The following is a 14,817-nucleotide window of genomic DNA, read 5'->3' on the forward strand; positions in this document are numbered from 1 at the left end:
GAGTCACGATGTCCGATGCACAGGAACTGACGGTACGAGACATTTCGGAGACCAGCTGGGAGGGCCTCGTCGCCACGGCCCTGTCCGGGATCGAGGAGAGCCCGGGCTGGACCGACTGCTGGCCCACCGGCGGTACGTCCGGCGTGTGCTGCACCACCTCGCCGGCCGCTCCGGACCAGTCGATCTGACCGGTTGAAAGGCGCGAGGTGCCATCGGCCGCTACATCGATGGCACCTCGTGCCCCTCCGGGCGGGAGCGGCTCACCCGCTCTTCTTGCTCACCAGATGGCGGCCGATGACGACATGGTCGATCTCCGTCTTGAGGAAGCACTCCAGGGCGTCCCTCGGAGAGCAGACGATGGGCTCGCCCGCCACGTTGAACGACGTGTTGAGCAGGCACGGGACACCGGTCCGCTCGGTGAAGGCACCGAGGAGCCGCGCCAGTTCCGGATTGCTCCGGGCGGTGACCGTCTGGATCCGCGCGGTGCCGTCCACATGGCAGGCCCCGGGGATCCTGTCCCGGTAGTCGTCCTTCACCGGGAAGACGAAGGTCATGTAGGGGGACCGGCGTTTCTTGCCCATCTCGAAGACCCGCGGGGCCTCTGACTCAAGGATCACCGGGGCGAACGGACGGAACGGCTCGCGGTGTTTCACGCGGAGATTGATGATGTCCTTGATATCGCCGAACGCCGGATTGGCGAGGATGCTCCGGTTCCCCAGCGCTCGCGGCCCGTACTCGGCGCGCCCCTGGAACCAGCCCACCACCTTCTTCTCCGAAAGGAGTTCGGCGGTCCGCCGTGCGACCTCCCCGTCTTCCAGCTCGACCCACTCGACCCTGTCCTTGAAGCGGAGCAGTTCCTCGTGAATCTCCTGCTCACCGTGGACGGGCCCCAGGTAGGGGGTGGGCTCGGGCTTCGGCCCCCGCCGCGGGAGGCCGCCCGCGTAGACCGCGGCGCCGATCGCCACTCCGGAATCCCCGGCGCCGAAACTGACCTCCATGTCGGCGAAGGGAGACCTCTCCAGCATTTTGGTGTTGCCGACGCAGTTGAGCGCCAGGCCGCCTTCGAACACCAGCGTGTCGAGACCACTGGCGGCGGCCACGGCGCGTGTCTGGTGCACCGTGACGGCCTCCACCATGTGCTGGGCCATCGACGCCACTTTGACCCGGAAGTCGAAGTCCTCGCGCTTGGCGGGGTCCGCGTCGAAGAGATGATCGAAGAGCGCGTAGTACGCCCTCCTGTCACCGGGGATGGAGAGCGTGTAGGAACCGCCCTCCCGAAGTCTCACCACCTGCGCGAGGAGCGGATTGCGCGTCGGCGGCGGAGCGTACGCGGCGAGACCCATGACCTTGTACTCGTCGTTGTTGGGCACGAATCCGAGATAACGGGTGATCTTTCCGTAGGCCAGGGCGAGGGAACTGTCCATGTCGACGGTGCCGCGGTCGAAGAGGGTGACCACTCCGTCCCGCAGCTCCCCCATGACCGAGGAGAGGGTCTCGGCCCGGCCGTCACTCACCAGGAACGCGGCGTCACCGACCCCCGCCAGATAGGAGCCGCACATGAGGTGAGCCAGGTGGTGCGGGACGAGGAGGAGCTTGTTGGGATCCATCTCGAACCCGGTGCGCCGTACGAAGTCGTCGTGCACCGCCGACCGGCTGAGCATGCCCGTGTAGAGCTCGCCGACCCGTCGCACATGATCGAACTTCGCCTCGACCGGCATGTCCCGCGCACAGATACCCGCGATCATTTCCTCCGCCACGGCGGAGGTGAATTTCCAGGGAAAGGCGAAGACATCCACCTGGTCGAGCCGGACACCGGTGGAATCGGTACACCAGCCGATGGCTTTCACCGGGAAATCGGAGGTCTTCTTCTCGCGGTTGAGCCGCTCTTCCTCGACGGCCGCCACCACTTCACCGTCGACAGAGAGCGCCGCTGCCGCATCGTGCCCCATGAGCAGATTACGGTCGACACCGGTAGCGCCGTACAGACGCTGGAAGAGCTCTGAACTGCGACTGAATCCGTTGTAGCCGAGCACAATCAACTGGCTTCACCTCTCTGCACAGCGATAGGCGACCAGTTTCCCGGACGGACACACACGGCACATACGCCCGAGGTACGTTCCGCAGACGCACGCACTTGTCCCATCCCGAATTATGTTCCCGTTGCGGGATCCCTGGATTAGGGTGTCGATTCCGCCGGAACCAACAGGCCTATCCCTTCCCGCCGTTGAGCTCACTGGAGGCCCCTCGGTGCCCATGACCGTAGCCGAAGCAGGCAGAACACTCGCCGCCCCCGCCGCGTACGCCGATGACGACGTACTGCACACGGCCCTGTCACTCCTGCGACGTGAGGCACCGGTCCACTGGGTCGAGGCGCCGGGGTACAACCCCTTCTGGGCCGTCACCCGCCATGCCGATATTCAGGAGGTGGAGCGCGAGAACGAGATATTCCTGAGCGCTCCGCGTCCCGTACTGGTCGGCGCCCCGGTGGACGAGGCCCACAAGCGGTCGGAGAAGGGACGGACCGCACTGCGCCCGCTCATTCATCTGGACGGCCATGAGCACCGGGAGATGAGAGGGGTGATCGCCGACCGGTTCCGGCCGCAGGCGGTCGGTCACCTCGAACCGCAGGTCCGGGCCGCCGCCAGGAAAGCGGTCGACCGCATGCGGGAGTCCGGGGCGGAATGCGAATTCGTCGGTGACGTCTCCGACCCTTACGCACTCGACGTGTTGCTGTCGCTCATGGGGCTCGGCCATTCCGAGTCCGCACAGGTATTCAGGTTCACCCCGGCAGGGCGGCGTCCGCTTCCCCCCGAGGGCCGGCAGTCGGTCATGCGCGAGTTCTACACGTACTTCCTGGACCTGGCGGCCCGGCGCCGGGCCGAGCCCACCGACGACCTGGCATCGGTCATCGCCAACGCCCGGCTGGACGGACGGCTCCTCGACGACCGGGAAATGCTCTCCTCCTACATCATCATCCTGTCGGCCGGTCACGACACGGCGGGCGCGACGATCGCCGGAGGACTCAAAGCCCTCATCGAGAACCCCGGACAGTTGCGCATGCTCCGGGAGCGCCCCGACAGACTCCCCTCGGCGGTCGACGAGATGATCCGATGGGTCACCCCGGTCAAGGGTTTCATGCGTACCGCGGTCCAGGATTACACATTGGGCGGCACGGTCATCAGGAAAGGGGACTCGGTGCTCCTCTCCTACCCTTCGGCCAATCGCGACGAAGCGGTATTCGACAACCCCCAGCGATTCGACGTGGAACGGCGCGCCAACCGGCATCTGGCGTTCGGGTACGGGGTCCACCACTGTCTCGGTGCGGCGCTGGCGAAACTCGAAATCCTCTCCTTCTTCGCGGAACTGCTGCCCCGTATCGAAGAAGTGCGACTGGCCGGCGAACCGAGGCACTTGAGCTCCGTTTTCGCCGGTGGTCTCACACACCTTCCGCTGCGGTACTCATGGAAGGATTAGACAGAACCGGCCGAACAGCTCGACGCCCCGTCTCATGCCTCTCATTGGAGGAGTCCTATGGAATTGAACCCGGCAGGCCCGGAACTCGGTGACGCGTTCGGCATGCAGCTCTCCGAATCGCTGCGCCTGGAGCGGCCGGTGGTCGCCTACGTGGAGCGTTCGGACGGGCTGATCAGCCCCTCCGGGTCGGCCCAATGGCTGGGCGACGAGGAGAGCTGGCCGCCGGCCGTCCTCGAACTCCTCGGCAGAGCGTCGGGACGGGTACTCGACATCGGCGCCGGCGGCGGCAGGCACAGCGCGTATCTGGCCGGCAGATCCTGCGAGGTGACAGCGCTCGACAACTCCCCCCTGGCCCTTGAGATCTGCCGGCGGCGCGGCATCGAGGACTGCGTCCTCGGAGATGTCGGGAAGTCCGCGGACCTCTTCCGCGACAGCGACCCGTTCCAGAGGGTGCTGCTCCTGGGCAACAACGTCGGTCTGCTCGGCTCGGCGGCCCACGGTACGGAGATACTCCGGCAACTGCACGAGGTCACGACCGAGGACGCGCTCATCCTCGCCGAGGGACGCCGCCCGGTCGCCGCCACCGAGGAGAACCACGCCTATGTGACGGCCAACCGCGCCCGGGGCAGGCTCCCCGGCGAACTGCTCATGCGTATCCGGTACGGGACCATCGCCACATCGTGGTTCCCCTATCTCTTCTGCGATCCGTCCGAGCTGGCCCTGATCGCACGACCCGCCGGATGGGAGATCTCGGAGGTGAAGGACTTCCGCTACCCGGGAAGCCCCCCTGCCGCGCCTCTGCTGTCGTACACCGCCGTGCTGCACAAGTCCGCCCCGGGCACGGACGCGCGGTCGACCGGCTGACAGGCGGGGCGGCGCTCACCGTCCGGAGCCCGGAACACCTGTCAGCCCTTCCGTGCGTTCCGCGACGGGGGGCGCGACAGTGGCCACGGCCAGCCGGATCTCGGCATCCCGACAGTGCCGGACGTGTCCGTCAGGAGCCGGGCGGCCGGATCCCGTTCGGCGCCGGCGTCGGCGAACGGTGTGAGCTTCACGATCTCCGGGCGCTCGGCGTCGGTCCAGGCCGCCGCGTCCTTCCGGTTGTCGAACCGCGGCGACGCGGGCACCTCGCCCGCGTCGGACAACTCACCGCGCGGGAACCGCTGATGGAGGCGGTGGGCCGCCGCCTCCCCCGAGCCCTGGTACCAACGGGACTGGCGGCGGCGGCTCTCCCAGCGCGCCTGGGCCAACTGCTCCGCGTTCGCCAGGAACCGCGCGTACCACCAGATCAGCTCCTGGAGCAGCACCCTCCCCCGCATGATGGACTCCACCAGATGGATGGAGTGCAGCCGGTCCAGAACCGCTCGCGTCGCGCCGAGGGACCGCCCGAGGAGCGCCGCGACCGCCGCCACAGTCGTCTCGGGTCCCGGCAGGCGGCCCAGTAAGCGGAAGGCCTCCGCGCTCTCCTGGTCGAGCCGCTGGTAAGTGAGACCGTAGGCCCGGCACACCGCCGATTCGGGGTCCCCGGCCACCGAGAGACGCTCCACCGGATTGCCCGACCGCAGCGCTCCGGAGTAGTCGACGAGACGGCAGTCCGGGTTCATGGCGAGATTCGCCGCGGCGATTCGCAGGGCGAGGGGGTTGTTTCCGCAAATCCTCGCCAGATCCGCCACCGCCTGCGATTCACCCGCCGTCCGTACGGCCCCGACGATCCCCCTCAGCAGTTCCTCGGCCTCGGCGGTCGACAGCGGCCCCAACCGCAGACTCGGGGCACCGTGACTGACGATGAGGCCGCCGAGCCGGCTGCGGCTCGTGACGAGGGCCAGGCATCCGGTCCCGTACGGGACGAGCGGGCCGACCTGGTCCGCGGATTCCGCGTTGTCGAGGACGACGAGGACGCGACGGCCGGCCAGGGCCCGCTGATAGAGCTCCGCCAGTTCCGACTCACGGTGCGGGATGTCCTTGTGAGGGATTCCGAGGCTGGACAGCAGGGCCGCGAGCGCCTCCTTCGGGGTCAGCGGATCCCCTTCACTGTGGCCACGCAGATCGACGAACAGCTGACCGTCCGGATAGTCCGCCTCCACCCGGCGGCTCCACCGAAGTGCCAGCGCCGTCTTGCCCGTGCCCGCCGCGCCGACCACCATCACGAGCCCGGATCCGCTGCCGGCCCGCGTCGCGAGTGCGGTCAGCTCCGCCAACTCGGCTTCCCTGCCGACGTATACGCCTGTTCTGGGGTGCTGCCGCACGGACTGGGCGAGGACAGCACCGGTCTCCAAGGCCATCGCCTTCCGCGGTGCGGCCTTGTTCCGTGCCGCGGGCGGTTCAAGGCCGGCTTCCGCCCTGGGACAGCGGTCGACACCGTGGAACCGGAGATCGTGCAGCAGTGCCTGGTCCTCGTGCAGGATCAGGCCCTGGACCCGCTTCAGATCGACGCCCGGATCGAGTTCGAGTTCCCTGGCCAGCCACGCGCGCGTCTCGTCGTACACCTGGAGCGCTTCGCCCCGCCTGTCGGAGCGGTACAGCGCGATCATCCGGAGCGCCGCCAGGCGCTCATGATGCGGATACTCCACCATCATGTGTGCCAACTCCTCGTGAGCGAGGAGGTGTTGACCGAGCGTGAGTCTGGCCTCGGCACACTGGACGGCTGCCGACAGACGCAGCTCCTCGAATCCCGCGCCGAGTCGGCGGACCAGCCCCTCCGACGCGACGCCGGCCAGGACCGGACCACCCCATTCGGGAAGGGCGAGGCCGAGCAGACGCAGCCGATCCGCGGATGCAACCGCCCGCTCCGCGTTCTGCAGGCGGGAACGGAACCGGTGCAGGTCCACGGCCTCCGGATCGCCGTCGAGGCGGTACCCGCCGTTCCCCTTGGAGAGTACGAACCCGTACTCCGCGGCCGATTCCTCGTGCAGCCGACCGCGGAGGCGCGAGACATGGGCTTGCAGACTTCCACGGGCACTGGACGGTGGCGGGCCCTCGTCCCAGAGAAGTTCGATCAGCCGGTTCACCGAAACCGTATGTCCGATGTCGAGCAACAGGAGCCCCAGCAACAGCCGTTCCCTGCGTCGCCCGACAGGCAGGGACACGCCTTCGCGAAACCAATCGAGGTGCCCAAGTATCCGGAACCGCATCTCATCTCCCCGTCAGTCATCACCCGATCATGCGCAATGTTGACCACACACGGCAAGGGAGTGGCAAGGACATGGCAAGAGAGTGGCTGGATGCTCCTGCCAGCTTCACGGCGAGCCGGGCTAGGAAGTGCCACCGATGTGTGGACATGGGCCCAACACGCCTGCGAGCAGCAGGAATACAGACACGGGGAGAGGTCCATCAGCGTGGAGAACGAGATTGAGTTCCGAGTCCTGGGTGTGGTCGAAGTGCGTGCGGGTACAGAGTGGCTACCGCTCAGCGGAAAGCAGCGGTCACTGCTCGCCGCCCTGCTCCTGCAGGCGAACCGCACCGTGACCAACAGCCGTCTCATGGACTCCCTGTGGGGCAGCCCCCTTCCCGTCTCACCGGAGACCAGGGTGCGCACCCTCGTCTCGGAACTGCGACGGGTCTTCGAGCCGAAGCGCCACAACCCCATCACGACGCGCCCCTCCGGCTACATGATCAGAATCGAACAGGGCCAACTCGACCTGGACACCTTCACGTCGACCGTCGCGCGGGCACGGCACGAGCGCCTGAACAGCCGGGACGAAGCCTCGGTCGAGCTCTACGACCAGGCTCTCGGCCTCTGGACGGGACCCGCCCTCGGCGGGACCACGGGACCCAACGCCGAGGCCGAGTCGGCGCGCCTGGTGGAGATGCACAGGAGTGCCCAGGAGGAGCGGTTCGATTTGCTGTTGCAACTGAGGCGCTACGCGGAACTGACCGCCGATCTCACACCCCTCGTCCTTGAGTATCCGCTGCGGGAGAGATTCCACGGTCAGCTGATGGCCGCCCTTCATGGCAGCGGCCGCAGGAGCGAGGCCCTGGACGTCTACATGGGTCTGCGTAAACGGCTCGTCACCGAGCTGGGCATGGAACCGATGCCGGAGCTGCGACAGCTCCAGCAGCGCATTCTGGCGGGACCTGCGGATCCGTTCGACCCGCCTGCCGGCGACCTTCGTTCCGTGGCCCGTTGAGCGGCGCGATCAGCGCCACGAACCGAGGGGACGCGGCGAGGTCACGCCTGTGGCCTGGTGCCGCGGATGGCGACCCGTTGGCCGTAGCGCGTGTGCGGGTAGTAGTCCCAGACGGCGTGGTGCTGGACGCAGCGGTTGTCCCAGAACACCAGCGTGTTCGGCTGCCAGCGGACCCGGCAGTGCAGCAGAGACGTCCGGGCGACGTGGGAGTACAGCATGTCGAGCACCGCCGTGCTCTCGGTCGGCGAGAGCTGCGTGATCTTCGACATGTAGGCGTTGTTGATGAAGAGGAGCTTGCGCCCGGTGTCCGGGTGACGGACCACGAGCGGGTGTTCGCTGCGCGGGACGTCGTACCCGGACGGCGGGGTCTGCCCCCGCCGTAGCCAGGGCAGCGCACCGTTGTGGAGGGCGGTCAGCCCCTCCAGGAACGTCTTCATCGGCGGCGACAGCATGTCGTAGGCGAGATGCATGTTGGCGAACATGGTGTCGCCGCCGCTGCCGACTTCCGGAACCCGGGTGATGTGGAGCATCAGACCGAGGTACGGCTCGGCATCGGCGGTGCCGTCGGCGTGCCAGTCCTCGCCGGCGACCCAGCGCGATGTGTCGTTCGCGCTGATCTCCAGGATGTGCGGGTCCGAGCCCTCCCGAGGAAGTGCCATGGGGTGCAGTGGGCCGAAGAGCCCGGCGAACCGCTTGTGATCGTCGGCGGTGAGTCTCTGATCGCGGAAGACGAGCACGTGGTGGGTGAGGAAGGCGTCCTTGACCTCCTTCTCCTGTTCCGGCGTCAGTTCTCCGGACAGGTCGAGGCCGGATATCTCGGCGCCGAGCAACGGGGTCAACGGGTCGACGGCGATGGTGTCGTAGACCTGCCGCTTCTGAGCGGTGATGCGTTCGATGGCGTCCAGTGCGGTGCGATCCATGAGCCCTCCATCAGTTGTCGGGTGATCCGGCGGGGGTGGTGACGGACGAAGCCGCCCGCCTGACGTCGGGTACGACCAGCACGGCCAGCGTCACGGCGACGATGCACGCGCCGGCCGCGACGAGCACGGGGCCTTGTCCGTACGCGGCGGACAGGGGGCCGGCCAGCAGTTGGCCGACGGGGACGGCGGTCAGCGAACCGAGGACCTGATACGACGTCACCCTGGCCAGGTGACCGGGCGCGACGCGTTCTTGGACAGCGACGGTCAGAGCGATGTGCACCTGCTCCATCGCCACCCCGGCGAGGAAGGCGGCCGGAATCAGCAGCGCCGGCCGCGGACCGGCCGCCAGGGCCCACGGCAGGACGGCGCTGACCGATGTCAGCAGGACCCCGGTGGCCAGGGCCGCGCGGGGCTTCCAGCGCAGTGCGAGCAGGCCTCCGGCGATGGCCCCCAGGGTCTGCGCGGCCAGCACCAGCCCCCATGTACGCGCGCCGGCGCCGGCGTCGGCCACCGCGGGACCGATGACCTGGACACTGCCCGCCCAGACCAGCTGCCAGACCGAGGCGTGGAGTACCACCGTCCACAGCCAGCGGTGGCGGGTGAATTCCGACCAGCCCGCACGCAGGTCGCCGATCATCGAACCCCGGGCGGAGTCACGCACCACGGCCGGTACCCGGACCCTGCCGAAGAACAGCCCCGCCGCGGCGAAAGAGGCGGAGTCGACCAGGATTCCCCAGCCGGGGCCCGCCCACCCGATGACAAGGCTTCCCGCGGCGGCGCCGCACAACGTGGCGACACCGGTGAACGTGCGCAGCAGCGCGTTCGCCCGGCGCAGCAGCTCACGGGGCACGGTCTGGGAGACGAGAGCGGTGGTGGTGGGCAACTCGACCGCCGCCAAGGCGCCGTTGACGGCGGAGAGCACCATGAGCAGTGGCACCGAGGCGACGCCTCCCAGCAGGCTCAGGCCGGCCAGTGCCTGCGTCACCGCGGCACCGAACGAAGCGCCCCGCAACAGCAGTCGGCGCGGAAGCCGATCCGCCAGCACGCCCCCGAAGGTCGTGGTCACGATCGCGGCCACCGAGCGCACACCGACCACGAGGCCGAGTTGGGTGACGGAGCCCGTAAGGTCGAGGACCGCGAACGCCAGCGCCACCGGTGCCATTCCGTTGCCGAAGAAGGTGGCGGTCCGCCCCTTCGCCACGTTCCGGAAAGCCGCGTGAGCGAGCGGACCGGTCACGGGGCGAACGGCGCGCTCGGCACCCGGTGGCGCACAGGCAGGCCGTCTCCTGCCCGTACGGGTATCCCGCAGACCATGACGAACGTCGCGAACTCACCCGGTTCGCCGATCCCGAGGAGCCGCTCCACCTCGGTGTCCTTGAAGGCACCGGTGATGGCGGCTCCCAGCCCGAGGGCCACGGAGGTCATCGAGAAAACCTGGGCGACATGGCCGACGTTGTGCAGCAACATCTTGTACGCGCGAGGGTGCCGGTATTTCCAGGACATGCGTGTGGAGAACGCCGTGGTGAACACCCCGAAGCCGGCCTTCTCGAAAAACCCCTGATTGAAGGTGAGGTGCTCCAGGCGCTCGCGCGGCACGGCTTCCCCCACGGCTACGAGTCCCTGCCGGATTCCGTCGTACCGGTAGATCCCCGGATCGACTCCCACCACGTTCAGGACGACGACGTACGCCTCCGTCTCGTGCCGGGAGCCGCCGGACGCGTTCGCCCTGAGTTCGAGCACGCCCATCTTGCCCGCGTCGATGAACCTGAGCGGCCCGAAGCCGTACTGCAGCAGGGTCGCGAATTCGTCGAGCGGCACCGGACCACCGGAGAAGTCGCGATGGGTGCGCCGTTCCTCCAGCACATCCTGGAATGACAACGGCATTCGCGCGCGGATCCGGGGAAGGAGCAAGATCTTCCCATCAGGGTCCACGCGCTTGGAGTTGGCCGGTCGGTCATCTTCGTTCAGGGACTCGTGGTACTCGGTGATGTCTTCTGAATCCCGGCGGACGAAAGGCGTGTCCCGGATACTCTGGTGGAATTGCCAGGCCAGCGCACCCCATTCGCTCCAGGGATCGGGCAGCCCACTGTTCCCAGCACTTCCGACCGGGGTCAGATAGCCCAGTTCGTGCAGTTTGGCGAGAGCGAGGGCCAGGTTCTCGGACTCAGGGGTGAGCGCCTCGGTATCGATACCATCCGGAGTCGAGGTGAGAATCCCGGCCACCGACGGGTGAACCTTCAACCTCCCTTTGATCCGCGGGCTGGACAGATAGGTGCCGTCGCCGCGCACACTGAAGAACACCGGATCGATCAGGCGAAGTTTCACGGTCCCGTACTCCTCGGACTCCTCGGATCGAATGACGTGTCGAACGGCGTGTGCCGTGTCCCGCACCAGGGGCGGGACACGGCACACGTCACGCTCAGGGGGCTTCGTAGCAGAGGCAGGCTTCGCCCTCCTCCTCGACCACCTCGATGAGCTCCACCTCGTTGGTGTTCTCCATGGGAATGCACCTCCTTTCGCGGACTCACATCAGGAACCGCGGCCGTCACTCAGTTCGGCGACGGCGCGGCCCGCACCAGCATGGTGGGGACATAGGCGGGGTCCGGGGCGTCGACCATCTCCGTGTCGACTCTGTCGAAGCCGTGCCGGACGAGTATTTCCCGCCATTGCTCAGGGGTGTGGGCCCACCGCACCAGAGGCACCGGGGGACCACCGTTCTTGCGGCGGACATAGGTCCCCTGTGCTCCGTAACAGCCCTCGATGGGCGGCTCGTGGGAGAAGACCAGAAGTCCGTGTGGTGCGAGGCGCGTCCGCAGGAGGGGCAGCAGGACATCCGGGTCGGTGAACCAGACGGCGCCGCGCACTGAGTAGATCGCGTCGAAAAGGGTGTCGGTCTCCTTGAGGAAATCGACGGCTTCCCGCTGCACGAAACTCAGACCTGGCACATCGCCCCAGCGCTCACGAGCCCGGGGGAGCATGACGGGTGAGAAATCGACACCCACCGCTCGTGCGCCTCTCACCGCCAAATGGGCTGTGTTGCGGCCGCTTCCACAGCCGAGATCGAGAACCGTGCCCGGCTTACCCAGGAGTTCGACGCCCGGCCCGTGGTCCGGGTACTGGGTCCAGTTGAACCAGGTGGTCTCGCCGGCGGCGTTGTGGGTGCTCGGCTCTGGCTGACGGTCGGCGAAGGCAGTCCACGGATCTCGGTTGACCGGCGCGATATCAGGAACCTGAGCGCCACTCGGCGGAAGCATGGGAAGAGTCTTGCCGTTGGAAGTACGAACCGCATACGAACCATGAACTGCAATCCGCACGGCTGCTCCGGCGGAGGTTCTGGTGCGTCTCAAAGCGCATTCACCGCCACTCGAATCAGGAAAAGCCGCCGGCGGTGGCCTGCCACGACGAGGGGTATTTCAGTTGTTTCATACTCGTGCCGGTTGATGAAGCCGGAAGTCCCGGAAAAGTCCCGGAGGACTCCCTGCTCTCCGCCGGCGCGGATGGCTGCCCTCCGAGGGATCGTCGCCCCCCCGGGTTCGTACGGGAGGCCACTGTGGAGTCCGCCGCCGCGAACGGTTCCGGCGGGTGGTCACCGCGTGTGGGAGGGGATGTCCGGGAGCCAGTTGCCGTGGAAACCGGCGGGGACGCGGCGGGGCAGGTGGATCGTGGCCACCGGTGGTCCGGGCAGGTCGTCGGCGTCCAGGAGGACCAGGTCGCTGCGGCCGGTCGCGGCGTCGTGCACGAGGGTCATCAGCCAGCCGGGCCCGCCGGGACGGTTGTCGGCCGGGACGAAGGACGCCTCGCCGGGGGTACGGCCCGGGGAGAAGATGTGGCTGGTGACACCGCCGTCGCGGAGGTCGTAGCGGTGCACGGCTCCGCCACGGCCGAGGTCGTCGCCGGAGGGGGCCGAGGTCGCGTGTCCCAGACGGGCCGGGAGCCCCGCCAGCCGGTCGTCGATCCGGGGGAACTCCGCGTCTCTGTCGTCCAGTTGTTCCTCGCGGACCGTTCCCGTGGCGAGGTCGATCGTCCAGCGCCACAAGGTGGCGTTCCCGGTGACCCGTACGCCGTCGGCCAGTGAGTCGTACCGCATCGCGTACAGGACGAGCAGCCTGCCCTCGGCCTCCTCATGGGCGTTGAGTGTGTGGAATACGTAGCAGGGCTCGATGTCGAACCATCGGACGGCGCCGTACGGATCGTCCCGCCGCAGCACCCCGAGCCGGGCACCGTGGCCGGGGGACCATACGTACGGCATCCCGCCGTCCGGGCTCATGGCAAGGTCCAGGTCGAAGACGGCGGGCAGGTCCATGAACACCACGTGCCCGGCCGTGAGATGGAAGTCGTGCAGCATGGTGTGCGCCGGGATGTCGAGGGGCCGGCTGACCGTCAACTCGCCCTGGGCGTCGGCGCGGTGGTAGGTGAGGAACGGCGGGCGCAGTCCTCCGTAACCGAAGAAGTGCAGTTCCCCGGTGACCGGGCAGGTCTTGGGGTGCGCGGTCATGGCGGTGCGCAGTCGGCCGCCGAAGTCGTAGGGGCCGGCGGTCTCCAGCTCATGGCCTGGCTCGTGCCGCAGCTGGTACGGGAGCGACGATTCGACCAGAGCCAGGGTGCGGCCCGCGTGCCGGACGACATGGGTGTTGGCGACGCCCGCGGTGAGGTCGAGCGTGCCGCGCTCGTCGCAGAGGCGCGCGCCGTCGGTGAACGTCGAGGTGCGGACCCAGCGGTTGCGGTACGAGAGGGCTCGTCCGCCGTCCAGCCGGATGCCGTGGACCATGCCGTCCCCGAGGAACCAGTGCGCGGAGGCGGCCTCCCGGGGGTTGGGGCCGTTGCGCAGGTACCAGCCGGTCAGTTCGGGCGGCAGGGCGCCGGTGACGTCCAGTTCATTGACGGTGATCTCGTCGTCCACCGGCGCGTAGTTCCCCACGAGGTGGGGCGCGGCCGCGCCGTTGGCCGTCTGACGGGTCGGATTGTTCACCGGTATCTCCTCGGAGGAATTCGGAATCGGCGGGTGTTCAGGACGCGGCGGCGAGAGCTTCCGCGCGGGCCTGGGCCCGTGCGGAGTAGAGCGATGTGAAGGTGACCGGTGCGGCGAGACCGGCGACATGGACGGCGACGCCCACCCAGCCCGGCGCGTCCGCGAGGACGCAGACGGCGAGTGAGATACCGAGGGCGGTGAAGGCGCCGGCCCAGACCGTGGTGATGACGACGTTGATGCGGACGAACTCGGGCTGGTCCCAGTACTCCGGGGGCGTGGTGAGCCGGGCGATGCCCAGGGTGAAGGGGCGGCCGATCAGCAGGCTTCCCCAGGCGGTGAGGGCGAGCCAGCCGAAGGACAGCACATCGGCGTACGGCTTCAGCGGCGAGTCCGGCGCCGCGAAGGCGAGCGCGACCAGCCCGGCGAAGTAGACGACCGTACTGACGTCGAGGATCTGGGCGTCCGCGGCGATGCCGCGCCTGCGGTCCTGGATGAAGAGGAAGAGGCCTGTCAGGAGCCCGGCGAGGGCGCCCCCACGCCAGTCGAAGGAGGAGACGAGGCCGTACACGACCCAGGGAGTGAAACCGCGCAGGTAACCCATGACTGATCTCCAACCGACTCAACATTCCGCTCTTGACATGTCGAAAGTAGAACGTGCGGCGAGGACCTGTCAATTGTGGAACCTGAAGCTAGGATGGGCACATGAGCCTTCGCCACGCGCTTCTCGGACTGCTCGTCGAACGTTCCGGCAGCGGATACGACCTGATGAAGCTGTTCGACACCTCGCTGGCCCACGTCTGGCCCGCCACCCAGAGCCAGGTCTACGGAGAGCTGAACCGCCTGGAAGGAAACGGGCTGATCCAGGTCGTGGCCGAGGGCCCCCGGGGCCGCAAGGAGTACGGCATCACCGAATCGGGCACGAAAGAGCTCCGCCAGTGGCTCGCGGAGGGCTACGACGACAAGCCGCAGCGCAGCGAAGCGCTGTTGCGGGTCTTCTTCCTCGGCGTCCTGTCCCGGCAGCAGGCGGTCGACCGCCTGCTGAACATGGCGGAAGTGGCGGCCGAGCGGCACGCCGTCATGAAGGGCGTCAACGAGGCCGTGGACTGGGGCAGCGACATGCTGTCGGTCAACGGCAGGCTGGCGCTGGAGTACGGGCTGCGCCTGCGGGCCATGGAGGAGGAGTGGGCCCGCTGGGCCGCGGAAAGGGTGAGCTCGGGGGCGCAGGACGAGAACGCCGAGGCATCGGGCCCCCGCGGCGCGGAGAGTTCGGGCGCCGACGTGTGAGACGGCGCCCGGCCCCGTCCTCGCGCACGCGGCGGCAAACCCT

General features: G+C 68.1%; 13 protein-coding genes. 5 read left to right on the plus strand and 8 right to left on the minus strand.

Going from position 1 to position 14,817, the window contains the following annotated elements; genetic code table 11:
- Nucleotides 1-8 precede the first annotated feature (8 nt).
- Nucleotides 9-188 carry a hypothetical protein gene (locus IEY79_RS07380; RefSeq protein ID WP_189106517.1) on the plus strand — a complete coding sequence of 60 codons (180 nt, stop codon included), beginning with the start codon at nt 9-11 and terminating at the stop codon, nt 186-188.
- 72 nt (nt 189-260) lie between these two features.
- Here the strand turns inward: IEY79_RS07380 and IEY79_RS07385 are convergent, their stop codons facing one another.
- Complete coding sequence (locus IEY79_RS07385; RefSeq protein ID WP_189106518.1) at nt 261-2,039, minus strand: carbamoyltransferase family protein; 1,779 nt, start codon at nt 2,037-2,039, stop codon at nt 261-263.
- A gap of 214 nt (nt 2,040-2,253) precedes the next feature.
- Between IEY79_RS07385 and IEY79_RS07390 the strand changes: the two genes are divergently transcribed.
- Complete coding sequence (locus tag IEY79_RS07390; protein WP_189106519.1) at nt 2,254-3,474, plus strand: cytochrome P450; 1,221 nt, start codon at nt 2,254-2,256, stop codon at nt 3,472-3,474.
- A 57-nt stretch (nt 3,475-3,531) separates the two neighbouring features.
- Nucleotides 3,532-4,338, plus strand: coding sequence for a class I SAM-dependent methyltransferase (locus tag IEY79_RS07395; RefSeq protein ID WP_189106520.1), 807 nt, complete (start codon nt 3,532-3,534; stop codon nt 4,336-4,338).
- Nucleotides 4,339-4,379: 41 nt separating this feature from the next.
- Here IEY79_RS07395 and IEY79_RS07400 read toward each other — a convergent pair whose 3' ends face one another.
- Nucleotides 4,380-6,560 (minus strand): AfsR/SARP family transcriptional regulator, encoded by a 2,181-nt coding sequence (locus IEY79_RS07400; RefSeq protein ID WP_189106521.1) that lies wholly within the window; start codon nt 6,558-6,560, stop codon nt 4,380-4,382.
- Nucleotides 6,561-6,809: 249 nt separating this feature from the next.
- On the opposite strand from IEY79_RS07400, the gene IEY79_RS07405 reads away from it, so the two are divergent.
- Complete coding sequence (locus tag IEY79_RS07405) at nt 6,810-7,601, plus strand: AfsR/SARP family transcriptional regulator (RefSeq protein ID WP_189106522.1); 792 nt, start codon at nt 6,810-6,812, stop codon at nt 7,599-7,601.
- A 41-nt stretch (nt 7,602-7,642) separates the two neighbouring features.
- Here IEY79_RS07405 and IEY79_RS07410 read toward each other — a convergent pair whose 3' ends face one another.
- The 6 genes from IEY79_RS07410 to IEY79_RS07435 all read right to left on the minus strand — a co-directional run bounded on the left by IEY79_RS07410 (nt 7,643) and on the right by IEY79_RS07435 (nt 14,091).
- Nucleotides 7,643-8,521, minus strand: a complete 879-nt coding sequence (locus IEY79_RS07410; RefSeq protein ID WP_189106523.1) for a TauD/TfdA dioxygenase family protein — start codon at nt 8,519-8,521, stop codon at nt 7,643-7,645.
- 10 nt (nt 8,522-8,531) lie between these two features.
- The gene (locus IEY79_RS07415) at nt 8,532-9,758 is read right to left on the minus strand and encodes an MFS transporter (RefSeq protein WP_189106524.1); all 1,227 of its coding nucleotides are present in this window, start codon (nt 9,756-9,758) and stop codon (nt 8,532-8,534) included.
- The gene (locus tag IEY79_RS07420) at nt 9,755-10,810 is read right to left on the minus strand and encodes a SagB/ThcOx family dehydrogenase (RefSeq protein ID WP_189106525.1); all 1,056 of its coding nucleotides are present in this window, start codon (nt 10,808-10,810) and stop codon (nt 9,755-9,757) included. The genes IEY79_RS07415 and IEY79_RS07420 overlap by 4 nt, the downstream gene beginning before the upstream one ends.
- A 260-nt stretch (nt 10,811-11,070) precedes the next feature.
- Nucleotides 11,071-11,775 carry a class I SAM-dependent methyltransferase gene (locus IEY79_RS07425; protein WP_189106526.1) on the minus strand — a complete coding sequence of 235 codons (705 nt, stop codon included), beginning with the start codon at nt 11,773-11,775 and terminating at the stop codon, nt 11,071-11,073.
- Nucleotides 11,776-12,107: 332 nt separating this feature from the next.
- Complete coding sequence (locus tag IEY79_RS07430) at nt 12,108-13,496, minus strand: carotenoid oxygenase family protein (RefSeq protein ID WP_229700757.1); 1,389 nt, start codon at nt 13,494-13,496, stop codon at nt 12,108-12,110.
- Nucleotides 13,497-13,527: 31 nt separating this feature from the next.
- The gene (locus IEY79_RS07435) at nt 13,528-14,091 is read right to left on the minus strand and encodes a hypothetical protein (RefSeq protein ID WP_189106528.1); all 564 of its coding nucleotides are present in this window, start codon (nt 14,089-14,091) and stop codon (nt 13,528-13,530) included.
- A gap of 101 nt (nt 14,092-14,192) precedes the next feature.
- Between IEY79_RS07435 and IEY79_RS07440 the strand changes: the two genes are divergently transcribed.
- The gene (locus IEY79_RS07440; RefSeq protein WP_189106529.1) at nt 14,193-14,774 is read left to right on the plus strand and encodes a PadR family transcriptional regulator; all 582 of its coding nucleotides are present in this window, start codon (nt 14,193-14,195) and stop codon (nt 14,772-14,774) included.
- Nucleotides 14,775-14,817 lie beyond the last annotated feature (43 nt).

The sequence above is a fragment of the Streptomyces camponoticapitis genome, from assembly GCF_014646115.1.
Taxonomy (GTDB): Bacteria; Actinomycetota; Actinomycetes; order Streptomycetales; family Streptomycetaceae; genus Streptomyces; species Streptomyces camponoticapitis.